Genomic DNA, 23,234 nt, shown 5'->3' with positions numbered 1-23,234 from the left:
GTTCGATGACGTCATCAAAGCCAACCCCGGAGCCCTTGGCAAGCGATCATCGACCCGCCACAGGTGACCTCATTTCACCTGTCAGGCCATTTCGACCTTGGCCACCGCCGCCACCCGTGGCTTGCACAGCGGGGCCACCCGCGAGCCTTGGTAGCGACTTTCGCGAAACAGCTTCCAGCGCCCGAACAGCCCATACACATGCACCACGCGGCCCTGCTCGTGATAGCCCATGCGCAGGTGCAGCTTCAGCGCGGGGACGTTGTGCGTCTCCACCACGTCCACCACCCGGGTGCAGCCATAACCGGTCATGGTGTTCCACAGGTTGACCTGGGCATCCACCGAAAGCCGGCTGCCGAAGTAGGCCGGGATCATCTCCCCGCCAAACTCGAAGAAATCCCCGGCCGCCACGGGGAAGGTGCAGCCGTAGTAATGCCGGTCGTGATAGTCCCGGGTACTGGCCCAGATGAAGGCGACGGCATCGCCGGCCTCGTCCAGGTACATGTGCCCGACATGGCCTTCGCGGGCCAGCTCGCGCATGGTCTCGACCCGATCGCCGAAATGCCGGGCGAAGGCGCTGGCGTTGGCTTCGGTGATGGTCACCAGGCGCACCGGCGGATGCTCCTTGAGGGTGTGCGGACCCACCGGGGTGACCAGGTCACGTTCCATCCACAACAGCTCCCAGTGGAAGAACACATGACGCTGCCACAGGGTGACGAAGGTGCGGCGCAGTCCTTTGCGGCGGATTCTGGCGATGAGAGTGGGCAGTGCGCGCATAGGGCCTCCGGGGCAGGTTGCGTCAAGAAAATGAACTTTTTTTCATGTATAGCGCAGCAATTTGCCACCCCGTCAAAATGCCATCGCCTCAGTTGTTTCAAGATGTGTTAGAGGTGTTTCTGCCGCTCTAGCACGGGCTTGGCGCAGCCAATGCAGCTGATCGGAAGAGCAAGTCATGTTTTTGACGGCTTTCTGGCGCCTGATTTCCCGTGGTCGCGGAAATGCCCCCGGCAAGCGTTTGCGACAAGGGATTGGCTCACGTAGACTCGGCCGCACCCATTCCTACAAAAACCGCATGGCACATCCGAACCCAGGGTTCATGGATGCCTTTGTCACGTCCGCGATTTGTCCGCTTCAAGGAGCCTTGTCCACCGCATGAATAGCCCCGTCGAACCCCGTAGCGGCAGCTGGCTCAGCGTTTTCGCCCTGGCGCTGGGCGCCTTCATCTTCAACACCACCGAGTTCGTGCCGGTGGCGCTGCTCAGCGATATCGGGCGCAGCTTCGACATGCCCAGTTCCCAGGTCGGCCTGATGCTCACGGTGTATGCCTGGGTGGTATCGCTGACGTCGCTGCCGATGATGCTGCTGACCCGCAATATCGAGCGCCGGCGCCTGCTCGGCTTCCTCTTCGTGCTGTTCAGCGCCAGCCATGTGCTGTCCAGCGTTGCCAGCAGCTTCGGCATGTTGCTGGTCAGCCGTGTGGGCATCGCCCTGGCCCATGCCGTGTTCTGGTCGATCACCGCGTCGCTGGCGGTACGCGTGGCGCCGCCGGGCAAGCAGGCCAAGGCCCTCGGCCTGCTGGCGACCGGCACCACGCTGGCGATGGTGCTGGGGATTCCGCTGGGGAGGGTGGTGGGGGAGGCGCTGGGCTGGCGGACTACCTTCCTCGGCATCGCCGTGGTCTCGGTGGCGACCCTGCTCTGGCTACTGCGCTCGCTGCCGCTGCTGCCGAGCCAGAATTCCGGCTCGCTGCGCAGCCTGCCGATCCTGCTCAAGCGCCCGGCGCTGATGTCGGTGTATGCCCTGGTGGTGCTGGTAATCACCGCGCAGTTCACCGGCTACAGCTATATCGAACCCTTCGCCCGCGAAGTGGCGGCGATGAGCAGCGAAATGACCACCATCCTGCTGCTGGTGTTCGGTGGCGCCGGGATCTTCGGTTCGTTCCTGTTCAGCCACTTCAGCGAACGCTTCCCCCGTGGCTTCCTGATCGGCGCGATCGCCGCGCTGGCCGTCAGCCTGACCCTGCTCCTGCCGCTGGCCGGGGTGCCGTGGCTGCTCTGCGCCCTGAGCGCGCTGTGGGGCATGGCGATCATGTGCTTCAGCCTCGCCCTGCAGTCCAAGGTGCTGCAACTGGCCTCCGACGCTACCGACGTGGCCATGGCCATGTTCTCCGGGCTGTACAACGTCGGCATCGGCGGCGGCGCGTTGCTGGGCAGCATCGTGGTCAGCCAGGTGGGGCTGGCGTACATCGGTGGCGTCGGCGGTGCGCTGGCGGTGGCCGGCCTGCTGCTGTGCCTGTACGCCACCTGGCGCTACTTCGGGGTTCAGCAGGGTCTCAGCGAGCGCTCGGTGAAGTAGCGCTCCAGCGCCGCCGTGGAGGAGGAGGGCTCGGCCAGCGCCACGTAGCCGTCCGGGCGGATCAGGTAGAAGGCGTTGCGCGCCAGCCCGGCGGCTTCATGGGCCGGGCTCCAGGCGAATTCCTGCAACGGGATCTTGCGCGCGGCGCACCAGCCGGTAAGGTCCTTGCCGGCCAGGCCGTAGACATGCACTTGCCAGCAGGGGTGCACCAGTCCGGCGAAATTGTCTCCCGCTTCATCATGGGCCCAGGGCAGGCGATCACCGCCATGCACATGGCCCGCCGTGCCGAAGCTCAGCGGCATCAGCCGGTAGTTGAGGCCGATCTGCGAAATCGTGCGGAACATGAACGAACGCACCGAGCCCAGCGCCACCAGGCGTGACAGCAGCACCGGCGCCAGGCGGGTGCGCAGCAGGTTGGCGATGCGCCCGTTGGCGCTGACGAAATTGAAGACCTGGTCGGTGGTCGCCACCAGGCGCTCGGCAAAGGCCTTGCGCTCGATCTCGTAGCTGGCCAGCAGCTCGTCGCTGGCCTTGCCGTGCAGCACGCTGGCGAGTTTCCAGGCCAGGTTGATGGCGTCGCCGATACCCGTGTTCATGCCCTGGCCGCCGGCCGGGCTGTGCACATGGGCGGCATCGCCGAGGAGGAACACGCGCTGGCGGCGGAAGTGCTCGGCGACCCGGTGGTGCACACGGTAGGTGGAGAACCAGTTGACCTGTTCCACCTGCACCTGCATGTGCTCGATGGCGCGGCTGCTGACATCCTCGAAGCGCAGGTTTTCCGGGTGTTCCGCGCGCTCGTCGCGGACCGTGCCGATCAATCGCGCGCGGCCGCTGCCGGCAAGCGGGAACACGGCGAGGAAGTCCGCCTCGTCCAGGTCCACATGCAGCTCGCCATCCAGCGCCGGCCCCGAGGCCTGCACATCGGCGACATAGAACACCTGCTGGTAGGTACCGCCGGGAAAGCCGATCTCCAGCCCCTTGCGCACCGCCGAGCGGGCGCCGTCGCAGCCGGCAAGATAGGCCGTGGCGCAGTCTTCCTCGCTGCCGTCGACCCGGCGCAGGCGGGCGTGGGTCTGCTGGGCGTCCTGATGCAGTTCCAGCAGTTCGGTGTTCCATTCCACCTGCACGCCGAAGCCCTGCAGGCGCTCGATCAGCAGCTTCTCGTGCTCGTCCTGCGGGAAGATTTCCAGGAAGGGGTAGGGCGTCAGGCCGGCGCCGATATTCTGCAGGTTTAGCTTGGCCGCCGGCTGGCCCCTGACCCAGAGATTGGCCGCCGGCACCTGGTGCCCGCGCTCGACCACCGCCCCGGCCAGGTCCAGTTGCCGATACAGCTCAAGGGTTCGAGCCTGGACCGCCAGGGCCCGGGAGGTGGTGCCGGGCCCCGCGGCCTTGTCGACGATCCGCAGGCGCACGCCCAGCTTGCTCAACCACAGTGCGAGGACCAGGCCTGTCGGGCCGGCGCCGATGATCAGGACTTCGGTGTCATTCATGCCACGCTCTCCCGGTGCTTGTCAGGAGAGTGTAGAGGCGGGTGTCAGTCTTCGCCGAAGCTGTCCAGCAGGAACTGTTGCACGGTGGCGAGGATTTCCCGGGACAGTTCGTCATCCCCCGTGGCCCGTGCCAGGCCGAGGGCGCCGACCATGGCGCTGAAGGCGACGATGGCCTCCTTGCGCTTCTCGCCATCGCCGCCGCCGAGCAACGCGGCGATGCCCTTGAAGTTGCCGCGCAGCTTGCGCGTGTACAGATCGCGGGCCTCGCCTTCGACCCGGCCGATATCACTGACCAGCGCGCCCACCGCGCAGCCCGTGCCGACGCCGTCGCGGTGCTCGGGGCTGAGGTAGTCGCCGATCATGGCCTGGAAGTTGTGCCGCGCCAGCTTCTCCGGGTTCTCCGAACGCTTGAACGCCGCCTCCAGTGCCTCGGCCACCAGTTGGTCGCGGGAATCGAAATGCTTGTAGAAGCCGCCGTGGGTCAGGCCGGCTTCCTTCATCAGGTTGGCAATGCTCAGGCCGTCGAGGCCCAGCTCGCAGAAGCGCTCCGCCGCCAGATTGACGATGCGCTCGTGGGTGTTCTGCTTGCTGGCTTGGGAATGGCCCATGGTTGCTGTCCTCGTGGCGTGGTCCGGGGGCGGATGATAGCACCCGGCCCCCGGGCGCGGTTCAGCTCACCAGGTCTCGCCGTAGGGGCGCACCTCGGTGAGGAAGGTCCAGGCGCTGCGCGGCTGCTGGATCAGGTGGGCGACCTCGGCGGCGATGTCCACGGGCTGGATGAAGAAGGTGTCCGGCTTGGTCGGATGCAGCTTGCGCGTCCACTCCACGTCGATCACTGCATCGATCACCAGGTAAGCCACGTGCACGCCCTTGGGGCCCAGTTCGCGGGCGATGGATTCACTGAGGATGCGCTGCGCCGCCTTGGTCGGCGCGAAGCCGGCGAAATGGCCTTTGCCGCGCAGCGCCGAGGTGTTGCCGGTGACGATGATCGCGCCCTGGCCCTTGTCGACCATGGCCGGCGACAGTTTTCGAGCGAGATGGAGCAGGGCCATGACATTGGTGTGGAAATTGGTTTCCAGGGCCTGCGGGTCGATTTCCTGGAAGTTGCCGAAGGTGGCGCCGACGGCGTTGTGCACCAGTACGTCGGCGTCGCCCAGTTGGGACTGGATAGTGTCGAGAGTCTGTTCCAGACGTTCGCTGTTGGTGACATCCACCGGGAAGGCGTGGGTGTCCGGCAACTCGTTGGCCAGTTCCGCCAGGCGCTCGGCGTTGCGCGCCAGCATCGCCACGCGGTAGCCGTCGGCGACCAGGCGGCGAACGATGGACGCGCCGGTGCCGGGGCCTACGCCGGTCACGATGGCCAGTTTTTTAGTGGTCATGGTCAAACTCCTTTTGCTTGCTTGAGGGCGGCGCGTACGAAGTCGAGCCGGTCGTTGCCGAAGAACATCTCGTCGTTACAGAAGAAGGTAGGGACGCCGAACACGCCTTTTTCCACGGCCTGGGCGTTGTTGGCGGCCAGCTGGGCGTGGATGGCCGGGGTTTCGGCGAGGTGCCAGAGGTCGGTGTCGATGTTCAGGGTGTGCAGGAAGGCGCTGCGGGCTTGCGCGGTGGTGAGGTCGGTGGTGCTGGCCCAGACGGCGGCGAACAGAGCGGGGTGGAAGGTTTCGAAGACGCCGGCTTGCTGTGCGGCGATGGCAGCGCGGATCAGCAGGGCACTGTCGAGCTGGCCTGCGCGAATGGCCTGGAACAGGGCGCCATTGGGGGCGAATGGCACCTGGTACAGCGCGGCCCAGCGGGTGGCGTCGATGCCGGAGTACTTCAGCTTGGGCGGGCAGGCCGGGGAGGGTTGGTTACCGACCTGTTTCATCACCTTGAGGATGTCGATGGGCAAGTACTCGACGGGGTGGTCAAGGCCCGGGAGGCGGGTGTTGGCGAGGTAGGCGTAGGGGCTGAGGTAGTCGAAGACGGATTGCAGGTGCATGGATCGCGGTCCTGTGTGGGTGGGCGATGGGGTGGATGTTAGTCGTCATCCATTTTGGATGTCAATTGACATCCTGAAAGGCGAGCCACAGAACTTTCGCTCGTCCAGAGCACCTTGTGGGCTGGTTGACCGGCGATTTCATGCTCCCAGGAGAACCCTGCCTCAGGGAGCAAGCCAGGTGGATTGCCACGATCCTTCATGGCGCAAGAAGCGAGCCCGTTGCTGAACAGGTCGCGTGAGATCCAGCCACTCCAGCACTCGCGGCTCGATACAGACAATCGCAAAGTTGTCGAAACCATCCTGGATGCTTTCGTAGGCGACCTCAGGGCGTTCAACCTCCTGCCCCGGCACAGCGCCATGGCGGAACAATGCCTGTGTCTTGTCACGCGCAGCGGACCAGCAGGACAGTCGATGCCCGGGATCCTCGATCAGGGTGGCAAGCCCCTGCATGCGCACCTGCGTCAGGCCACAAGGGCTCAGTGCCGTTAGTGCAACGCGTGGGTCAACGGCTATCTGGGTGCATTTTGCCGAGCGCCTGTCCGCGTAGAAGTACAGCGCGCCGGCACGGGCATCGGCATCACGCAGCACAACCGTCCTGGAGACAGGCCACCCTTGCTCATCCAGAGAGGACAGTTGCATGAGCCGATAGGGGTTGCGCACGGGGCCGACCGGGATCGCCAGTTGCGTCCAGATAAACTGAAACAGATCGTCCAGCATGAAGTGATCCATGTTCCCTGAAACGGTGGCCGCAGCGATGCTGCGGCCACGGATGATCAAATGCTGCGGGTTACGCCGCCATCGATCTTGATGTTCTGCCCGGTGATGTAGGCGGCGCCTTCGCTGGTGAGGAACGCGATGGTCGCAGCGACCTCTTCGCTTGTGCCGTAGCGCTTGAGCGGTACGCTGTCACGGCGTTGCTCGGTGGCTGGCAAACTGTCGATCCAGCCAGGGAGCACGTTGTTGATCCGCACGTTATCGGCGGCGAAGTTGTCGGCGAAGATCTTGGTGAACGCGGCCAGGCCTGAGCGGAACACGGCAGAAGTCGGGAACATCTCGGTGGGCTCGAACGCCCAGGCGGTGGAAATGTTGACGATCACGCCCCCCTTCTGGCGCTGCATGTAGGGCGTCACCAGGCGGGTTGGACGAATGACATTGAGCAGGTAGGTGTCCATGCCCTTGTGCCAGTCTTCGTCGCTGATTTCCAGGATCGGCGCGCGCGGGCCGTGGCCGGCGCTGTTGACCAGCACGTCGATACGGCCCCACTTCTGCACGACAGCGTCGACCAGGCGTTGCAGGTCTTCAACCGACTGGTTGCTGCCGGTGACCCCGATGCCACCGAGTTCGGCAGCCAGCGCCTCGCCCTTGCCAGATGAGGACAAGATGCCAACCTTGAAACCGTCAGCGGCCAGACGTCGTGCGGCTGCCGCGCCCATACCGCTGCCGCCTGCCGTGATAATTGCAACTTTTTCTACTGACATGCTGCCTCCTGGTTTCGAATGCTGATTGCTAAGGTGCATCAACCTTAGCAGCAGCGCCGGTGGCGAGGGAGACAGCAAAACTTTACCAATCCAGTAGATCAGCTATTGTCAGCCTGCTGCTTGAGCCAGTGCTGGACGATGCCCAGCGACTCTGGCTGCTTCGTCTTTCGTGGCCACACCAGATAGAACGACTTATCGAGCCTGAGCTGCTGGGCGAAGATCTGGATCAACCTGCCCGAGGCGAGCTCATCGCTTACGAACGCCGAGCTGGCCAATGCAATGCCCTGGCCCCTGGTGGCCGCCTCGATGGCCAGTGAGGTCTGATTGAATCGCAGGTTCCTGGCAGTGGGTTGCGCGTGCTGCGGGAACAGTTCGGCAAGGAACTGGGGCCAGAAATCATGGGCATCGTGAAGCATGATGAAATCCTGGAGCTGTTCAAAGCTGACGGGGATTTCGCTTCCTTCGAACAACGTTGGACAGGCCACTGCAACGATGCGCTGTTCCATCAACAGTTCGCTGTTCAAGCCCGCTCCGAACTCGGGCTTGCCGTAGCGGACAGCGATATCCACGCCATCGGTGCTGAAGTGGGATAGCCGATCTGTTGCCAGCACACGCAAATCGATGTCTGGATGGCTCTGGGCAAAGTTGCCGAGCCTGGGAATGAGCCATTTCGAGGCAAAGGTAGGGGTAACGCTGACCGTGAGATGGGAGGCTTTCGGCCTGAGCAGGCGTGTTGCCTCGTCGATCATCGCAAATGCACTGCGGATGCTGCCGCTGTAGCCCTTGCCCGCATCGGTCAACGCCAGGCCCCGGGGTAGACGTTCGAACAAACGAAGATCCAGGCTGGCTTCCAGCCCGCGGATCTGTTGGGCCACTGCCGCCTGGGTCACGCCCAGCTCTTCAGCGGCCACACGAAAGTTCAAGTGGCGAGCCACCACTTCAAAAACACGCAACGCGTTAAGCGAGGGCAACTCAAGGAAACCGTCTGGCATGGCAATGGAAATTCTATCGGCTTGTGTGATTTCTTTTGTCTCTCTGATGCCTGCACAAGGTTGATAACCTGAACGGGATCGCAAGACTTACCGTACCGAAGCTACTCCCTGAACATGATTAAAGAAACCCGCGCCAGTAGAAAACCTTTGTTTGTCTTCGTGAGCTTCGCCTGAAGCGACATGATTCCGGTCTGGCGATTATTTGCGTAGCGAGAGAGCTGCAGGATGAAGATCACTAACGCGCAGCGCATGAGCCAGGCTGTACACAACCAGCTTATTGCGTTCGAAGCTACCGCCAGGCTTGGTAGCTTCAGGGCAGCCGCCGACGAGCTTTTCGTGACTCAGGGCGCGATCGCCCAGCAGGTGCGAGCCATGGAGGACAAACTGGGTATCAGGTTGTTTACCCGCCTTCCCCGTGGCCTGGCGCCAACTCCGGTGGCGCAGGAGTACGTCAACCGCGTTCGTCTGGCCATGGGCATCATCCAGGAGGCAACACAAGTCCTGCTGCAGAGCGAAGTCGAAAACTCCCCATGCCGACTGACAATCAGTACGACGGTGGCATTTGCCAGTCGCTGGTTAATGCCTCGTCTTGTGCGATTGGCTGAAAAGCACCCACGGATATCGATCATGATCGATGCCACGGATGCCAGGCGACCGCTGAAAGGTCCGGGGAGCATCGACATGGCGATCAGATGGGGAGCGCCACCCTTCCTGGATACCACTGCAAGTTTCCTGCTGCCGGGGCAGGGGATTGCGGTGTGTTCTCCAGCCTTGAGCGGACACGGCAGTTGGCGACGCCCCGAGGATGTACTGAACGTGCCGCTGATCTCGGACACGCATGACAACTGGGCGCGTTGGTTTGACTTCTATGGGTTGCCTGGCGCTCGTTTCTCGGGGCCTTCCTTTTCGCAGACCGACCTCGCGCTTGATGCTGCCGAACAAGGGATGGGGATTGCGTTGATTCCTGAACCTCTGGTGAGCCCCTCGCTCAAGGCGGGCACTCTGGTCATGGCATTCGCTGACCCTTACCCCCTGAAAACCGAACAAGGTTTCTACGTTGTGACGGCTGCCCCCATCATGCCCGACTCAGCCCTGGGGACAGTCGTTGCCTGGTTGCTCGACGAAGTCGAAGCAAGCACCAGTGCTGAAAAGGGGCGGCGCTGACCGCCAGGTTCAGCGCCGCCAGGCCAGTCAGATCACAGCCCGCTCGATCACGCGCTCACCCTTGGCAAAGCGGGCGTAAAGAAACGGCGACAAGTCGAGGGAGCGAAACTCGCCGTAGATGATCTGCTCGGCGATCCCGCGGCCAACAGCTGGTCCTTGCTGTGAGCCATGACCGGAAGAACCATTGCTGAAGTGGAAGTTCGACACCACGTCATGCGGGCCGATCACGACGTTGTAGTCGAAGGTATTGAAATCGTAGTGACCCATCCAGAAATCGATGATTTCCACGTCACGGAACTGCGGAATGCGATTCGAGAGAATCGGGTGAATCTTCTTCTCCCAGATACCCTCTTCGGCGGTGAAGTCATCGCAGTCGACAGTCTCATCCTCGCCCAATGGCGGGCAGCCAACCAGATAGTCGTCACCAAACTGGCGGAAGTGGACGCCGGTAGGATCGATGGTCAGTGGCAGGTCACGATCCAGCGGCTGTCTTGCCCGGAAGATGTAGGTGTATCGCCGCTTGGGCTGGATATCGAGTTCAAGACCCGCCATGGCTGCGATCTGACCCGCACGGGTTCCCGCCGCATTGACGACATGGCCTGCCTTGATGACCTCCCCGGATGCCAGCGTGACACTGGTTACCTTGTCGCCTGCACGGCCAATGGCAACGACTTTGTTGCGCACATAATCCACGCCAAGCTCGGTCGATTTCCTGATCAGCCACTCGACCATCAGCGGCGCGTTGTAATAGCCCTCGTCCTGGATGTTCAAGCTGCCCGCCTCGATATCGTCGAGCTTGTAGAACGGATAGGCAGCGGCAATCTCCTGGCGATCCACCATGCGCGTGCCGGCGCCATTCTTCGCCTGCACCTGCTGATCCCGCTCCAGTACCGATGTGAGATCGGCGTTGTCGGAAAGATAGAGGTAGCCGAAGTTACGGATTGGCAGGTCTGGTACTGCGGGATCTCCGCCCAGGTTCTGACGGAATGACTTCACGAACTCGGCGGCAAACTGACCGATCCTGACATTGATGGGGTTGGCAAACTGCTGCCGCATGCAGTTATTCGATGCGCCGGTCTGGGCCTTGGCGAAGGTGGGGTCTGGCTCGACGACCAGGACATTGCCTTTGAAGTCGGGATTCGATGCCAGAAACCAGGCCGTGCACGCACCCATGGTGGCGCCGCCGATGATGACGACATCGTAGGATTTGTGCTTTGGGGCTACCTCGAACCGGGGAAGATTGATCTGCCAGGAAGCGTCTTTTGACGATGCGTTTTGCTGGTTTGACATGCTTGTTATCTCAGCGGGTTAGTGACTCCGCTGTATGAGGCCAGATTGTATTGAGTCGGACTAACCAGAAATATTGGCGCCAGACAGTAGTGAAACTACAGGCAGGGTTCTGCGTGTACGTTGGTGGGCGAAGGGTGTTTTTTACGTATCGATCCCCGTGAAAATCTGTCCCGTTTCATCGAGCATTGAGTCGGTTGTGGCGCAGCCCGATCGGTGTAGGAGCGGATTTATCCGCGATCGGCGGCGAAGCCGTCGTAAAACCTGAGTTCCATATCTGCCTGAAGCGCCGAGAACACTGGGTTTACTAGGGCTTCTCCGCCGATCGCGACGGTCCGGCGTTTCGGTGAATCCCACAGGATCGCGCTCTCCGCCGGCCAGGTAACTGATTCCAGAATCGATGAAAATCCCTCAGCTCACCTGAGCACCATCACCCCCACCCCCCAACAACGAATCAACCAACGCCTGCCCCATCTCCAACGACTGCTGGGTAGCCCACGCCAACCCTTGCACCGGCTTGCCCGCCAGTTCGCAGACCTGGACGTTGGTTTCACTGGCAGCTATCAGGACCATGGCCAGATGCGCCAGGGCGTCTTCCATGCTGATGCCCGCGCAGACGCTGAACAGGTGGGGATGGGTGTTGTTGCAGGAGCCGAAATGGGTGTGGGCGGTGACGGGACGTCGGGGAAGGGTAGGCGGATCAGGAACGATCTTCTTCATGGCAAAACTCCTTGGTTGGAGTCACCACGCACGCGACCAGACGATGGGTGGCAACTGTACGCAGGCTGGTCGACCGGGAACCAAGGCAATCCGGCGCACCCGAAGGCGCCCTGCGCACAGCCGCCATGGAACTGGACAGCGAGCACAATAAAGCGCCAACAGAATCGGAATGGCGCTTACGCGCCTTGGTATCGACAGGCGACCAAACCTGATCGCTGAATTGGCAGCGACGGGGGGCAGACTAGGGATCGATTCCAGGGCACGCAATGGGGTGAGGCGGGGTGGAAGTATGATCGGGAAATTGCCTACGTGAAAGTCGGAGTTAGCTGCGCTTTCGTAGCTTTATGCGATACCCGATTAAGATTTTGGCTCCAGCTATGTGAGACAGAGCCCAGTTTTGGGGACGGTGGATTGTCGATGAGTTGGACCTGGTGGGAAACAACACCGCTGCTTGGAGCTGCAACGCCAGCCTGATGTCAGCTTACGGTAATCCGTAAAAAGGACAGAAGGCGTAGCAGCGGGGTGGCTACTTGATTATCAGGTAGTGAACTCTGCATTTTCGGGTGCGATCTGCACGACACGCCTGTCGGAATCAGCTGCAGCAGCCCGGCAATGGGACCTAAAATCAACACTTGATGATGTCAAAGTGCCAGCTTACCCTGTGTCGATTTCTGACTGGTCGGCTATCTAGGCTCAACAGCCACGCTGCACCTTGGAGTTCACTACAAAAGGAAGAGACATGGCAGATGGCAGTGAAGGGGCCCCAGAGGCCTCAGGTGTCACCCTAGAAAACGAGATCGTCAACGTCATCGTGCACACTCTGAACAAGGGCGAGGCGGGATTCATCGTGGACGGACGCGAGAGAGTCCTAGACGTCGGAGAGACCGTACAACGGCTGATCGACCAGTTGGCAAGAATCTATGCCGGAAAAACGGGTAAATCACACGGTCGCTTCGAGGAAGACACCGACAATTACCCGGTGTCCAGATTCCTTGAGGGTTACTTTAAAAACGACAGCAGCGACTTCGTTGCTACTACCTTACAGATGGCCGAAAACCTGCGGAAATCTGCCCAGGGAACAGCCTCGACCGGCGGGCACGCTTTCTTTGCCCACTTCCGTCGTACTGTCGACGGGACCGATTTCTTTATCGTTGCGATCCTGAATGACGAGCTGGGCGCCGCGCTCAACAAATCAAAGGAAGTGGTTGATGCTCTTCATCTCGACATCAAAGGATTCCGTCTGGCAGGCCGGGTGAACATGACCGACTGGACTGACGGCGGAGATAAGTACCTCAGCTTTATCAAAGGCCGTGGGCAGGACAAGGTTTCTGACTTCTTCAAACTTTTCCTGGGCTGCAACAACTCGGTAGCCGCAGTGCTTGAAACCCGAAAGCTTGGAACAGCGCTCGACAAATTCGTTCAATCTCAGGAGATGACCGAAGAACATCGAGAGGAGTTTCTCAGAAACGCTTATGTGATATGCAAGCGCTATGCTGAAAAGGATGTTCCATTCGAGCTAAATGCATTCGCCAACGAAGTATGGCCCGAAAATCCGGAGGCACTTAGCGGCCTGTTTGAAGCTTCAGGCCTTGACATATCAGATGGCTTCATTCCGGACAAACGCTCACTCAGAAGCCTTGTGAAATTCAGTGGTGGCTCAAAGAACTGGAGTATTACCTTTGACCGCGCTGCCTTGAGCAACGGTGAAATCGAGTTCGATATGGAATCAGAAGCACTGATCATCAAGCAGCTGCCAAAAGAGCTGGCGGCGCGCCTAAGGACGGAAGTCAACCAAGATGGCGAAGAGGATTAAATTTTCAGATTTGCTCCCCATCTACAGGGCCATGGAAAAGGCATCCGGTGGTGGATTTACGCTGAAAATAACCAATGACCTATTGCAACGTTCGTTGACCCAAGCGGTCGATGAACAGAATTTTGAAGAGTCAGGAGTAACCGTTCTCCAAGGCGACTACGCTGATATTAAATTAAATGATGTATTTCTCTTGGATGTATCCCCTCCACGGGTTGGCATGGGTATACTGGCAGAGAACTTCGCAAAATATATATCGGCAACAGCAGGTGCTCGGGTTAAGGAAAGAGACAACTATTACTTGATCGAGGAGAAGTTCTCTTCCGCTGACCAAAAAACTCTGGTGGTCGTAAACCGGTACCGTCAAGTTTTGCGTCTCATCAGGCTGCTGGCCGACTCCGCGCACTACCTGGATACACAAAAAGAAGAGTTGATATTCTACAAGGATGGTCGTTTTGTCGTGCCGGTGACCTATGGGGAGACTGAGGTCAACAGTTTGGACTTTTCCGGCTTCGAAAAGCTTGAGCGTTTTGTACTCGACAGCTACCACAAAGAACAAAAGGTGAAAATGCTTGCTGAGAACCTGATTGAGATGCTGATGTTGACTCCTGAAAAGGAACGATTCCCATATTTAATAAAAAATATCAACGAACTGTGTCAGCGCCTGCAAGCAAGTTATAACGTCTTTGCCTCCGATTACACGTACGATAAAGCTGTTGCAGAAGTCCATGCGTTCAAAGTTGATGCCATCACAAAAGTACACAAGGCAATTTCAGACATCCAGGCGCAGGTTTTGGGTCTGCCAATTGCAACTTTTATCGCCTTGAGCCAATTGAAAGTTACCAGCTCTCTCAATGCACAATTTGCGGCAAATACGGCAATATTCTTCGGTGTATTGATGTTTTGTGTCTTGCTGGTTGGCTTTCTTGTCAACCAACACGCAACACTGAATACCATAAGTTCTGAAGTTGAACGGCAGCGGATCGTATTCGAGAAGAGGTTCGATAACAACCAAGCCGCGTACGCTGGAGAGCTTCAGGCAGTTAAAGACAGACTGTGGTGGCAGTTTTTTGCCGTATATGCCATCGCTGCGTTGGATTTATTCATGCTTCTATGGTGTGCTCTCTACTACGTGGTTCATACGCGACCAATCTTTAATTGGTTTTTCTGATTCCCTGGTCATGGTATATGTCGATAACTAAATCTATATTATGATGCCCATTCACAGCGCCGGGAGGACCTATGCCAGTCATCGACTTGTATTCAAAACGTAGGAAGCGTGAGCTTGGTCTGGAACCTGATGTCTACACGTATGATGAGTTCACTTCCAGCTTGCGCAATCAAATTTGCTATGTGATCGGCGACGTGCTTGGGGTTCAGGCTCGTAACGAGCAAGAGCGAAACTACCGAGGTATTTGTGCACTTTTACGCCGCGAGTATGGGGTTCACAGGCTAGCACGGGATCAGTATGACCACTCTGATGGCGCTGACGAACTCATCCAGTTCATTCGTAACGAGAGGGATGTAGATCGCGTACTTGACGCTGTTGAGTTGTGTTTCAGGATTGCCGAAGGTTATCGCGATAAAGCGTACGTATACGGATACCCTAGGGAAGATAGCGCGTTATGCGTCGATGCTTGTGTGTCCGAGATAAATACTCGATTCAAAGAACATGGAAAAGGCTATGAGATAAGTTATGGAATGGTTCTGCGGATTGATTCCGAGCTCTTGCATGCAGAAATTGTAAAGCCCGCCATCGGTTTCTTGAATCAACCTGAATATGCAGGGGCTAGAGATGAATTTTTCGGGGCATATGAGCATTACAGGCATGACAATCTTAAAGAAGCCCTCAACGACGCGTTGAAAGCATTTGAAAGTACCATCAAGGTCGTGCTGCATTTGCGAGGGTGGGAGTACGATAAGACTTCACCAGCGAAGAAGCTTTTGGGTGTGCTGCTGGCTAATAACTTTCTGCCGTCGTATCACCAGAGCCACCTAAGTGCTCTCACGATCCTGTTGGAAAGCAGTGTGCCAACAATTCGTAATAAGGAAGGAGGCCATGGGCAAGGGGCTGCGGTTGTAGAGGTCGAGCCTGAGATTGCTGCCTACGTTCTGCACATGACTGCCTCGGCTATCGTTATGTTGTGCAGTCTGGAGAAAAAGTCGGCGCCAACCGTACCTAACGAGTGATTCCGACCAAAAACGGGACGGATTTATTTTTATCAATGATCCTTGAAAAATAAATCTGTCCCGTTTTTGGTCATGGGTGTGAAGTCTCGAGGGTGATTGCGATTATTGTTGTGAAAAGAAGGTGCGAGGAAAGGGGGGGATTATTTTTAAGGCCGTATTTCTGAAGAATAAATCTGTGCCATTTCTTGTTTGCTCAAATGAATAGGAGGATGGAATTGAATAAAGAAGATGCAAAAAAATGGCTGGATTACTATGAAAGGGGTATAAAGCCAAGTCGTTACAAGCTTAAGGCGGTCGTATACTCTGACAATATATTGGAGGTTACTGCTGGTTTTGAATTCAATGGGTTTGAGGTGGAGTTGACACCGCTATCAGCAGATCAAAAGGAGTTGCGATACGAGGGCGGTTTTCCGTCCGCATTTAACTGTGAGGTGGTATCTACCCAGCAATCTCATAGGAATGGCAATAATTTTGATCTCTCAGAGTGTTTAGATCGAATAATGCCTGTTCTTGGTTTTAGGTATAGGCTTCCTCTCGATTATCTTCAGTGGGAGGAGTATGAGGGCGAGTGGATTACATCAATCGCTGGTGGTGGTTCTATGGTTATGCAAAGAATCCATAGCGAACTTCCTCATCAAAACATACATGAAGTTATCGAAGCTTACGAGGTGGCAGCGGTTCGCACTGATAAGCGTTCAAAAAAATGCGCGGCCCTAAGGCGTCGACTCAAGGAGTCTCTCGAGTTGGAGGATATTTCAAGAAGATTTAGTTTCTTATCTTACTATAATATATTGGAAATAATATCAGATGATCTCGCCTCGGCGAGATCGATACCGTCGTCAAACACAATCGCTGAAGATCTTGCAAAGTTTGGGCTAAGCACCAAAGGTAGTCAGCGTACAAAAATCTACTTCTTGTTACTGGCTATGAATAATGAATTTGATCTGCAAAAGTCTATTCAGCTTGCAGATGTTCGCAATGACTTGGCTCACGGCGAGCTAACTGTTGGCTCAGAGGAGTTTAATTTGTGTAAAAAAATCGCGTACTGGGCGGCTGATAGCTACGCGCTGGAGTTATCACGACTTTTTAAAATGGCGTAGTCAATGCTCTTGAAAAATGGTGGATTTATTTGGGTGTTCGCACCAACGAAAAAATAGATCCATCCACTTTTGCACGCTCTTTTATAGACAAACCATTTTTAGCAAAAACGGGACGGATTTATTTTTATCAGTGATCTTTAAAACTAAATCTGTCCCGTTTGATTCGGCGCCCCGAGAACTCCGGATTGTCGTACTGCGAAGCCCACTCCCTGAACCCCACATGTATTTCATGCATGTCCCCACCCGGAGCAATGCGATCCCCAAAGCGAGCCTTTTCACGAGCCGCCAGACGTTCAAGGCGGACAGCTGTTGGCGTAACCACGAACACGATCAGGTCGACATGCGCCAGTAGTTCATCCCCCCAGACCATGCAGGACCCGGTCAGTACCCAATCGTCCTGGCCGAGTGCTTGCTGTAGCAGCGGAGCGCGTTCGCTGACCGGCCGCTTGGTGGTGAACTGCGGGTCTGTGGGCATCCAGTAGTAATCGTCGACATCCACATGACGCAGCCCGAGTTGCCCGGCAAGGTTCTGTCCCAGGGTGGTCACGCCTGCACAGGATGCACCTGTAATGTAGATCCGCATTTGTTCCTCCATGAATGCCAGCCGGTTTCGGGGAGGGAACATACCTTACTTCTGCGTTGACCTTACAGTCGTGTCGTTCTGTCGGGCCAAATCGCTGCATGGGTATCCACACGACTTTGGTGCGTTGCAAAGCTGTTGGAGTGGAAGATTAATCGGGAGGCTGGACCGCCTCGATAGGCGGCGCAGCCGTTGCAAATCCTGAGTCCCGGGTTTGTCTGATGCACCGAAGAGGCAGGTTTTATGGCCGCTTTGCGGCCAATCGCGGATGAATCCGCTCCTACAGGATCGCGGCTGTCCGGCTATTTAGGTACGGCAGGATATGTGTAGATAGCCATGCTTATCAGCGGCAAGCCAGTTCCCACAGGCCGTCGGAAAACCTAAGTCCGCGACTTGTCTGACACATTGAAAGGGGATGGTTTTGGGGCCGCTTTGCGGCCCTTCGCGAGCAAGCTCGCTCCCACGGTGGCTCTAGCGGCGGCTCTCGCAGGGGCCTGGTTCAGCCGCGAGATCGTGGCTCAACCCGGAAACAAAAACGGACTCACACCACTCCGCCCAAACCCCTCCCGCTCCACCTCTGCATCCAACCCCAACGTCGCCAGATCATCCGCCAACACCTCCAGCTCCCGATCATGCTCCGGATAAAACACCTTCAAATAACTCTCACATTCCCCACAACTCTCCGCCTTCACCACCGCCCGCTCCGAATCCAGCGACCAGTAATCCAGCGCCCCAGTCCCCTCGCAGTTGCTGCACTTCACCCGCACCATATGCCAGCGACTCTCGCACAACCCGCAGTGCAGATACCGCAACCCGGCCTGCGCGCCGGTCTGGATACTGCTGGCCACCGGCACACTGTTGCACACCGGACAATGCTGCCGCCCCTCGCCATGGGCCTTGCCCGCCGCCGGCAGATGCGCGGCCAGCTGGCTGAAGTACAACGACAACGCCGCCCAGACGAACAGCGCCTCGCCACTATTCACCTGGTGATAGTCGCCGCGCAGCAGCGAGTCGGCATAGGCTTCCAGCCGCCAGTCTTCCTCGGCCAGCAGATCCTCCAGCACCGCATGCTCGATGGTTTCCCCGAGCCCGCGCAGCAACGCGCGCCAGTGCGGATGGCGCACATGCCGCTGGCAGTCCAGCGGCGCGCCGTCACTGTCGAGCAGCGCTGGCAAACCCGCCAATAAGGCAGGTGGCAGCGGCATGCGTTGCAGCAGGTACTGCTGGGTCTCCACCAACCCGGCGACGAAGTCCAGGTAACCCGCCATCGGATGCCCAACCGCCAGCACCCGCAGCCGCGCCGCCCGTCTCAGGTAGTCCCCGCCGGGAAACGGCAACAGCACCGGAATGATCTCACCCACGGCAGCCTGGCCACCCTCCAGCGGCGTCATGCGGATACTGTTCATTTGCCTTTCCCACCCTGTTTGGCGCTGATCTGCCGATACCAGCGGTCATGGTGGGTCCTGGCCCAGCGATGCGACACATAGCCGGTGACCATCCCGCGAATCGAGCCCTTCACCCAGAACGCCAGGTACGCATGGCCGATCACCAGCAGGATCAGGCCGATCCCCGCCATGGCATGCACCAGCAAGCCGATGCGGATCACCGGAATGGAAAACAGCGGCGCGAACCAGGGCCGCCAGATCACCACGCCGCTCACCAGCAGCACGCTGATCAACCCCATGATTCCCCAGAACAGCACCTTCTGCCCGGCGTTGTACTTGCCGATCTGCAACTGTGGCTCATGCTTGCCGGCCAGTACCTGCGGAACGTTCTTGAACCACAGGCGGTCCTCCGGTTCCGGCAGGTTGTAGCGCACGAAGCGGATGAACAAAAACACCAGCAGCAGGAACACCACCACGCCGAAGAACGGGTGGAGGATGCGCGCCATCTGCGGCGTGCCGAACACGGCGTTGAGGCCGTTGAGCGAGGGGAAGAACCACGACAGCCCGGACAGGGCGACGGTGAAGAAGCAGATCACCATCAGCCAGTGGCTGGCGCGCTCGATGAAGCGCGTGCGCAGGATCATCTTGTCCTTGTTCATGCGTGGGTCTCCTCGTCGTGTTTCTCGTCCTCGTCCACTTCGTTCGGGCCGACGCCGACATAGTGGAACACCGTGCCGGCAAGGGTGGCGAAGAAGGCCACCGCCGCAACCGGCTTGAGCCAGCCTTTCCAGCCCTGCACGGCACCGCTGATGCGCGGGTCGGTGGGCAGCTTGTGGTACAGGTGCGGTTTGTCGGCGTGCTGCAGCACGTACATGACGTGGGTGCCGCCCACGCCCTGCGGGTCGTACAGGCCGGCGCCGGCGAAGCCGCGGCCTTGCAGCTCGCGCACGCGCCCGGCCGCCACTTCCTGCATCTCGGCCTTGCCGCCGAAGTTGATCGCGCCGGTGGGGCAGGTCTTGACGCAGGCCGGTTCCTGGCCGACCGATACCCGATCGACGCAAAGAGTACATTTGTACGCCTTGTTGTCTTTCTGGCTGATTCGCGGCACGTCGAACGGGCAGCCGGCGATGCAGTAGCCGCAGCCGATGCAGTGCTCGGACTGGAAATCGACGATGCCGTTGGCGTACTGGATGATCGCTCCCGGCTGCGGGCAGGCCTTGAGGCAGCCCGGGTCGGCGCAGTGCATGCAGCCGTCCTTGCGGATCAGCCATTCGAGGCGGCCGCTTTCGTTTTCCACTTCGTCGAAGCGCATCAGCGTCCAGGTGTCCGCCGAGAGGTCGGCGGGGTTGTCGTAGACGCCGACGTTGTGGCCGACCTCGTCGCGCAGGTCGTTCCATTCGTTGCACGCGACCTGGCAGGCCTTGCAGCCGATGCAGATGCTCACGTCGATCAGCTTGGCCACCTCGGCCTGGTGACTGCGTGCCTGGGGCGGCGGGGTCAGGCTGCTGGTGGCGGAGCGTTTGATGATGTCCTGGGACTGGTATGACATGCGTTAGCCCTCAGACCTTTTCCACGTTGACGAGAAACGCCTTGTATTCCGGCGTATGGGTATTGGAATCGCCGACCCCCGGGGTCAGGGTGTTGGCCAGGAAGCCCTTGCGCGTACTGCCTTCGTAGCCCCAGTGGCAGGGGATGCCGATGGTGTCGACGGCCTGGCCGTCGATGGTCAGGCGCTGGATGCGCTTGGTGACCACGGCCTTGGCCTTGATGTAGCCGCGCTTGGTGCTGACCTTGACCCGGTCGCCGTGCTGGATGCCCTTGTCCGCGGCGAGCTTTTCGCCGATCTCGATGAACTGCTCCGGCTGGATGATCGCGTTGAGCCGCGAGTGCTTGGTCCAGTGGCGGAACAGCTCGGTGATGGAGTAGGTGGTGGCGACGTAGGGGAACTCCTCGCGCTTGCCCATCCGCGAGCGGTCGTGCTCGTACACCCGCGCGGTGGGGCTGTAGGTCACGGCCGGGTGCAGCGGGTTGCTGGCCAGCGGGCTTTCGGTGGGTTCGTAGTGCTCGGGGAACGGCCCGTCGTTGAGCGAGCCGCCGGAGAACAGGCGGCCGACGCCCTCCGGCAGCATGATGAACGGGCAGGTAGCCGTGCCCGGGGCGATGCTCGGGACGAAGTCGGGTACGTCGACGCCGCTCCAGCGCGCGCCGTCCCAGCCGATCAGCTGGCGTTTCGGGTCCCAGGGCTTGCCGGCCGGGTCGGCGGAGGCGCGGTTGTACAGGACGCGGCGGTTCTGCGGCCAGGCCCAGGCCCAGCCGGGGGTGTTGCCGAGGCCAACGTCGCTGTTGTCGCGGCGGGCCATCTGGTTGCCTTGCTCGGTCCAGGAGCCGGCGAAGATCCAGTTGAAGCACACGGTGCTTCCGTCATCGCGCAGCTGGCCGAAGTTGTCGAGCAACTGGCCCTTGCGCAGGATCAGGTTGCCCTGCTCGTCGTGCAGGTCGGCGAGGGCGCGGCCGTTGGATTCCTTGGCCACTTCCTCCGGCTTGGGGTCCAGCGGGTCGGCGTAGTCCCAGGCCATGTTGAGGATCGGCGCAGGGTTGGCGCCGCCTTCCTTTTCATAGAGCTCGCGCAGCTTCATGAACAGGTGGCCGAGGATCTTGCCGTCGTGCCAGGCCTCGCCGGGCGGCGCGGCTCCGGCCCAGTGCCATTGCAGCCAGCGCGACGAGTTGACGATGGAGCCGTCTTCCTCGGCGAAGCAGGAGGAGGGCAGGCGGAACACCTCGGTCTGGATCGCCGCGGTGTCGACGTTGTGCTCTTCGCCGTGGTTCTTCCAGAAGCTGGAGGTCTCGGTGGCCAGCGGGTCGATGATCACCAGGAACTTGAGCTTGGCCAGGGCTTCCTGGGCCTTGTTCTTGTCCGGGAAGGCGGCCACCGGGTTGAAGCCCTGGGCGATGTAGCCGTTGACCTTGCCTTCGTACATGCGGTTGGTGAAGTTGATGACGTCGTAGCTGTCATCCCACTTCGGCAGCCAGTCGAAGCCCCAGTCGTTGTCCTTGGTGGCCTTGTCGCCCCAGAAGCTCTTCATCAGGCTGACGAAGAACTTCGGCGTGTTCTTGTAGTAGTTGACCTGCTCCGGCAGCAGCGCGGCCGGCGTGGTCTGCTTGAGGTAGGTGGCCAGGTCGGCCTGGGCGTCGGACGGCAGGTTCATGTAGCCCGGCAGGCGCAGGGAGAGCAGGCCGAGGTCGGTGTAGCCCTGGATGTTGGAGTGGCCGCGCAGGGCGTTGACGCCGCCGCCGGCCATGCCGATGTTGCCCAGCAGCAGCTGGATCATCCCCGAGCCGCGGATCATCTGCGCGCCGTTGGTGTGGTGGGTCCAGCCGAGGGCGTAGAGGAAGGTGGCGGTCTTGTCCGGGGCGCTGGTCTCGCCGAGGATCGCGCAGATCTGCAGGAAGTCTTCCTGCGAAGTGCCGCAGACGTTGCTGACCATCTCCGGGGTGTAGCGCGAGACGTGGGCCTTGAGGAGGTTCCACACGCAGCGCGGGTGGCTCAGGCTCATGTCGCGCCGGGCGTGGCCGTTCTCGTCCAGCTCGTAGTTCCACGAGCTGCGGTCGTAGCTGCGCTTGCTGGCGTCGTAGCCGCTGAACAGGCCTTCGTCGAAGTGGTAGTCCTCGCGCACGATCAGGCTGGCGTTGGTGTAGGCGCGCACGTACTCGTGCTGGATCTTGTCGTTGGTGATCAGCCAGTTGACCATGCCCATCAGGAAGGTCACGTCGGAGCCGGCGCGGATCGGCGCGTAGATGTCTGCCACGGCGGCGCTGCGGTTGAAGCGCGGGTCGACGACGATGACCTTGGCGCCGTTGCGGATCTTCGCCTCGATCACCCACTTGAAGCCCACCGGGTGCGCCTCGGCGGGGTTGCCACCCATGATCAGCACCACGTTGGCGTTCTTGATGTCGACCCAGTTGTTGGTCATCGCGCCGCGGCCGAAGGTCGGCGCCAGGGCCGAGACGGTGGGGGCGTGGCAGACCCGGGCCTGGCTGTCGGTGCCGAGGATGCCCAGGGCGCGGGTGAAGCGCTGGTCCAGCGAGCCGGTTTCGCTGCTGGCCGCCGACGAGCAGAGCATGCCGGTGCTGAGCCAGCGGTTGACCGTGGTGCCCTTGGCATTCTTCTCGATGAAGTTGGCGTCGCGGTCGTCCTTGAGCAGGCGGGCGACGCGCTCGATGGCGTACTCCCAGCTGACCCGCTGCCATTTGTCCGAGCCCGGCGCGCGGTATTCGGGGTAGAGCAGGCGTTGCTCGCTGTGGATGTAGTCGACCAGGCCGGCGCCTTTCGGGCACAACGAGCCGCGGCTGACCGGATGGTCCGGGTCGCCCTCGATATGGAAGATCCGCGCCTTGGCGTTCTTCGCGCCGTCGCCGAGGCTGTACATCAGCAGGCCGCAGCCCACCGAGCAGTAGGTGCAGTTGTTGCGGGTTTCCTTGGCCCGCAGCAGTTTGTACTGGCGCGACTGGGTCGCCTGGGCCATGCCCGGGGCGAAGCCCAGGGTCGCGCAGGTCGCGGTGGCGGCGCCCACGGTGCACAGTTTGAAGAACTGTCGTCTACCCAGTCCCATGATCATCTCCTTGTTGCGGCCGAGCCTGGGCGTGCGGCGCGCACGCGGGCGCCCGCCGGTAAAAGCGTCAGGATCGGTCAGTGGTCTTCAGGCCA

The 23,234-nt window shown here is 59.8% G+C and carries 21 protein-coding genes; 6 read left to right on the top strand and 15 right to left on the bottom strand.

Annotated elements, in window-relative coordinates:
• Window positions 1-81: 81 nt before the first annotated feature.
• Window positions 82-774, bottom strand: a complete 693-nt coding sequence (locus V0R59_RS21990) for a GNAT family N-acetyltransferase (protein ID WP_330076542.1) — start codon at window positions 772-774, stop codon at window positions 82-84.
• A gap of 375 nt (window positions 775-1,149) precedes the next feature.
• On the opposite strand from V0R59_RS21990, the gene V0R59_RS21985 reads away from it, so the two are divergent.
• Window positions 1,150-2,352, top strand: coding sequence for a sugar transporter (locus V0R59_RS21985; RefSeq protein WP_330076543.1), 1,203 nt, complete (start codon window positions 1,150-1,152; stop codon window positions 2,350-2,352).
• Here the strand turns inward: V0R59_RS21985 and V0R59_RS21980 are convergent.
• The 7 genes from V0R59_RS21980 to V0R59_RS21950 all read right to left on the bottom strand — a co-directional run bounded on the left by V0R59_RS21980 (window position 2,319) and on the right by V0R59_RS21950 (window position 8,293).
• Entirely contained in the window at window positions 2,319-3,842 is a 1,524-nt protein-coding gene (locus tag V0R59_RS21980; protein WP_330076544.1) for an FAD-dependent monooxygenase, read from the bottom strand. The genes V0R59_RS21985 and V0R59_RS21980 overlap by 34 nt on opposite strands.
• 44 nt (window positions 3,843-3,886) lie before the next feature.
• A complete protein-coding gene (locus V0R59_RS21975) occupies window positions 3,887-4,450 on the bottom strand; it encodes a TetR/AcrR family transcriptional regulator (RefSeq protein WP_330076545.1) in 564 nt (187 codons plus the stop codon).
• Window positions 4,451-4,516: 66 nt separating this feature from the next.
• On the bottom strand, window positions 4,517-5,221 hold the full coding sequence (locus tag V0R59_RS21970) for an SDR family NAD(P)-dependent oxidoreductase (RefSeq protein ID WP_330076546.1): 705 nt from the start codon (window positions 5,219-5,221) through the stop codon (window positions 4,517-4,519).
• A 2-nt stretch (window positions 5,222-5,223) separates the two neighbouring features.
• Window positions 5,224-5,823 (bottom strand): DsbA family protein, encoded by a 600-nt coding sequence (locus tag V0R59_RS21965; RefSeq protein ID WP_330076547.1) that lies wholly within the window; start codon window positions 5,821-5,823, stop codon window positions 5,224-5,226.
• A 162-nt stretch (window positions 5,824-5,985) separates the two neighbouring features.
• Window positions 5,986-6,540: a pyridoxamine 5'-phosphate oxidase family protein gene (locus V0R59_RS21960; protein WP_330076548.1), complete on the bottom strand. Its 555-nt coding sequence runs from the start codon at window positions 6,538-6,540 to the stop codon at window positions 5,986-5,988.
• 56 nt (window positions 6,541-6,596) lie between these two features.
• A complete protein-coding gene (locus V0R59_RS21955) occupies window positions 6,597-7,301 on the bottom strand; it encodes an SDR family oxidoreductase (RefSeq protein WP_330076549.1) in 705 nt (234 codons plus the stop codon).
• A 98-nt stretch (window positions 7,302-7,399) separates the two neighbouring features.
• Window positions 7,400-8,293 (bottom strand): LysR substrate-binding domain-containing protein, encoded by an 894-nt coding sequence (locus V0R59_RS21950; protein ID WP_330076550.1) that lies wholly within the window; start codon window positions 8,291-8,293, stop codon window positions 7,400-7,402.
• A 225-nt stretch (window positions 8,294-8,518) separates the two neighbouring features.
• Between V0R59_RS21950 and V0R59_RS21945 the strand changes: the two genes are divergently transcribed.
• On the top strand, window positions 8,519-9,457 hold the full coding sequence (locus V0R59_RS21945) for a LysR substrate-binding domain-containing protein (protein ID WP_330076551.1): 939 nt from the start codon (window positions 8,519-8,521) through the stop codon (window positions 9,455-9,457).
• A 27-nt stretch (window positions 9,458-9,484) separates the two neighbouring features.
• Here the strand turns inward: V0R59_RS21945 and V0R59_RS21940 are convergent, their stop codons facing one another.
• Together V0R59_RS21940 and V0R59_RS21935 are read right to left on the bottom strand one after the other, a co-directional pair.
• Complete coding sequence (locus V0R59_RS21940) at window positions 9,485-10,747, bottom strand: NAD(P)/FAD-dependent oxidoreductase (RefSeq protein WP_330076552.1); 1,263 nt, start codon at window positions 10,745-10,747, stop codon at window positions 9,485-9,487.
• 408 nt (window positions 10,748-11,155) lie between these two features.
• Window positions 11,156-11,464, bottom strand: coding sequence for a DUF3077 domain-containing protein (locus tag V0R59_RS21935; protein ID WP_330076553.1), 309 nt, complete (start codon window positions 11,462-11,464; stop codon window positions 11,156-11,158).
• A gap of 739 nt (window positions 11,465-12,203) precedes the next feature.
• On the opposite strand from V0R59_RS21935, the gene V0R59_RS21930 reads away from it, so the two are divergent.
• The 4 genes from V0R59_RS21930 to V0R59_RS21915 all read left to right on the top strand — a co-directional run bounded on the left by V0R59_RS21930 (window position 12,204) and on the right by V0R59_RS21915 (window position 16,564).
• Window positions 12,204-13,277, top strand: coding sequence for a nucleoid-associated protein (locus V0R59_RS21930; RefSeq protein WP_330076554.1), 1,074 nt, complete (start codon window positions 12,204-12,206; stop codon window positions 13,275-13,277).
• The gene (locus V0R59_RS21925) at window positions 13,261-14,445 is read left to right on the top strand and encodes a hypothetical protein (RefSeq protein WP_330076555.1); all 1,185 of its coding nucleotides are present in this window, start codon (window positions 13,261-13,263) and stop codon (window positions 14,443-14,445) included. The genes V0R59_RS21930 and V0R59_RS21925 overlap by 17 nt, the downstream gene beginning before the upstream one ends.
• 71 nt (window positions 14,446-14,516) lie before the next feature.
• The gene (locus tag V0R59_RS21920; RefSeq protein ID WP_330076556.1) at window positions 14,517-15,464 is read left to right on the top strand and encodes an STM4504/CBY_0614 family protein; all 948 of its coding nucleotides are present in this window, start codon (window positions 14,517-14,519) and stop codon (window positions 15,462-15,464) included.
• 215 nt (window positions 15,465-15,679) lie between these two features.
• A complete protein-coding gene (locus tag V0R59_RS21915; RefSeq protein WP_330076557.1) occupies window positions 15,680-16,564 on the top strand; it encodes a hypothetical protein in 885 nt (294 codons plus the stop codon).
• 127 nt (window positions 16,565-16,691) lie between these two features.
• On the opposite strand, the gene V0R59_RS21910 is transcribed toward V0R59_RS21915, so the two are convergent.
• From V0R59_RS21910 to fdnG, 5 genes are all read right to left on the bottom strand, one after another.
• Window positions 16,692-17,147: a P-loop NTPase family protein gene (locus V0R59_RS21910; RefSeq protein WP_330076558.1), complete on the bottom strand. Its 456-nt coding sequence runs from the start codon at window positions 17,145-17,147 to the stop codon at window positions 16,692-16,694.
• A 515-nt stretch (window positions 17,148-17,662) separates the two neighbouring features.
• Window positions 17,663-18,550: a formate dehydrogenase accessory protein FdhE gene (fdhE, locus tag V0R59_RS21905; RefSeq protein WP_330076559.1), complete on the bottom strand. Its 888-nt coding sequence runs from the start codon at window positions 18,548-18,550 to the stop codon at window positions 17,663-17,665.
• Entirely contained in the window at window positions 18,547-19,188 is a 642-nt protein-coding gene (locus V0R59_RS21900; RefSeq protein ID WP_330076560.1) for a formate dehydrogenase subunit gamma, read from the bottom strand. Before V0R59_RS21900 ends, fdhE begins: the two co-directional genes overlap by 4 nt.
• Window positions 19,185-20,078, bottom strand: coding sequence for a formate dehydrogenase subunit beta (gene fdxH, locus V0R59_RS21895; protein WP_330076561.1), 894 nt, complete (start codon window positions 20,076-20,078; stop codon window positions 19,185-19,187). The genes V0R59_RS21900 and fdxH overlap by 4 nt, the downstream gene beginning before the upstream one ends.
• 10 nt (window positions 20,079-20,088) lie before the next feature.
• Window positions 20,089-23,139: a formate dehydrogenase-N subunit alpha gene (gene fdnG / locus V0R59_RS21890; RefSeq protein ID WP_330076562.1), complete on the bottom strand. Its 3,051-nt coding sequence runs from the start codon at window positions 23,137-23,139 to the stop codon at window positions 20,089-20,091.
• Between the last annotated feature and the right edge of the window lie 95 nt (window positions 23,140-23,234).

Source organism: Pseudomonas ulcerans, assembly GCF_036324125.1.
GTDB lineage: Bacteria > Pseudomonadota > Gammaproteobacteria > Pseudomonadales > Pseudomonadaceae > Aquipseudomonas > Aquipseudomonas ulcerans.
This window is presented reverse-complemented; position numbering and strand designations above follow the sequence as displayed.

Coding starts and splice junctions, on each gene's coding strand:
- V0R59_RS21990 (WP_330076542.1), bottom strand. CDS start 774: ATGCGCGCACTGCCCACTCTCATCGCCAGAATCCGCCGCAAAGGACTG.
- V0R59_RS21985 (WP_330076543.1), top strand. CDS start 1,150: ATGAATAGCCCCGTCGAACCCCGTAGCGGCAGCTGGCTCAGCGTTTTC.
- V0R59_RS21980 (WP_330076544.1), bottom strand. CDS start 3,842: ATGAATGACACCGAAGTCCTGATCATCGGCGCCGGCCCGACAGGCCTG.
- V0R59_RS21975 (WP_330076545.1), bottom strand. CDS start 4,450: ATGGGCCATTCCCAAGCCAGCAAGCAGAACACCCACGAGCGCATCGTC.
- V0R59_RS21970 (WP_330076546.1), bottom strand. CDS start 5,221: ATGACCACTAAAAAACTGGCCATCGTGACCGGCGTAGGCCCCGGCACC.
- V0R59_RS21965 (WP_330076547.1), bottom strand. CDS start 5,823: ATGCACCTGCAATCCGTCTTCGACTACCTCAGCCCCTACGCCTACCTC.
- V0R59_RS21960 (WP_330076548.1), bottom strand. CDS start 6,540: ATGCTGGACGATCTGTTTCAGTTTATCTGGACGCAACTGGCGATCCCG.
- V0R59_RS21955 (WP_330076549.1), bottom strand. CDS start 7,301: ATGTCAGTAGAAAAAGTTGCAATTATCACGGCAGGCGGCAGCGGTATG.
- V0R59_RS21950 (WP_330076550.1), bottom strand. CDS start 8,293: ATGCCAGACGGTTTCCTTGAGTTGCCCTCGCTTAACGCGTTGCGTGTT.
- V0R59_RS21945 (WP_330076551.1), top strand. CDS start 8,519: ATGAAGATCACTAACGCGCAGCGCATGAGCCAGGCTGTACACAACCAG.
- V0R59_RS21940 (WP_330076552.1), bottom strand. CDS start 10,747: ATGTCAAACCAGCAAAACGCATCGTCAAAAGACGCTTCCTGGCAGATC.
- V0R59_RS21935 (WP_330076553.1), bottom strand. CDS start 11,464: ATGAAGAAGATCGTTCCTGATCCGCCTACCCTTCCCCGACGTCCCGTC.
- V0R59_RS21930 (WP_330076554.1), top strand. CDS start 12,204: ATGGCAGATGGCAGTGAAGGGGCCCCAGAGGCCTCAGGTGTCACCCTA.
- V0R59_RS21925 (WP_330076555.1), top strand. CDS start 13,261: ATGGCGAAGAGGATTAAATTTTCAGATTTGCTCCCCATCTACAGGGCC.
- V0R59_RS21920 (WP_330076556.1), top strand. CDS start 14,517: ATGCCAGTCATCGACTTGTATTCAAAACGTAGGAAGCGTGAGCTTGGT.
- V0R59_RS21910 (WP_330076558.1), bottom strand. CDS start 17,147: ATGCGGATCTACATTACAGGTGCATCCTGTGCAGGCGTGACCACCCTG.
- fdhE (WP_330076559.1), bottom strand. CDS start 18,550: ATGAACAGTATCCGCATGACGCCGCTGGAGGGTGGCCAGGCTGCCGTG.
- V0R59_RS21900 (WP_330076560.1), bottom strand. CDS start 19,188: ATGAACAAGGACAAGATGATCCTGCGCACGCGCTTCATCGAGCGCGCC.
- fdxH (WP_330076561.1), bottom strand. CDS start 20,078: ATGTCATACCAGTCCCAGGACATCATCAAACGCTCCGCCACCAGCAGC.
- fdnG (WP_330076562.1), bottom strand. CDS start 23,139: ATGGGACTGGGTAGACGACAGTTCTTCAAACTGTGCACCGTGGGCGCC.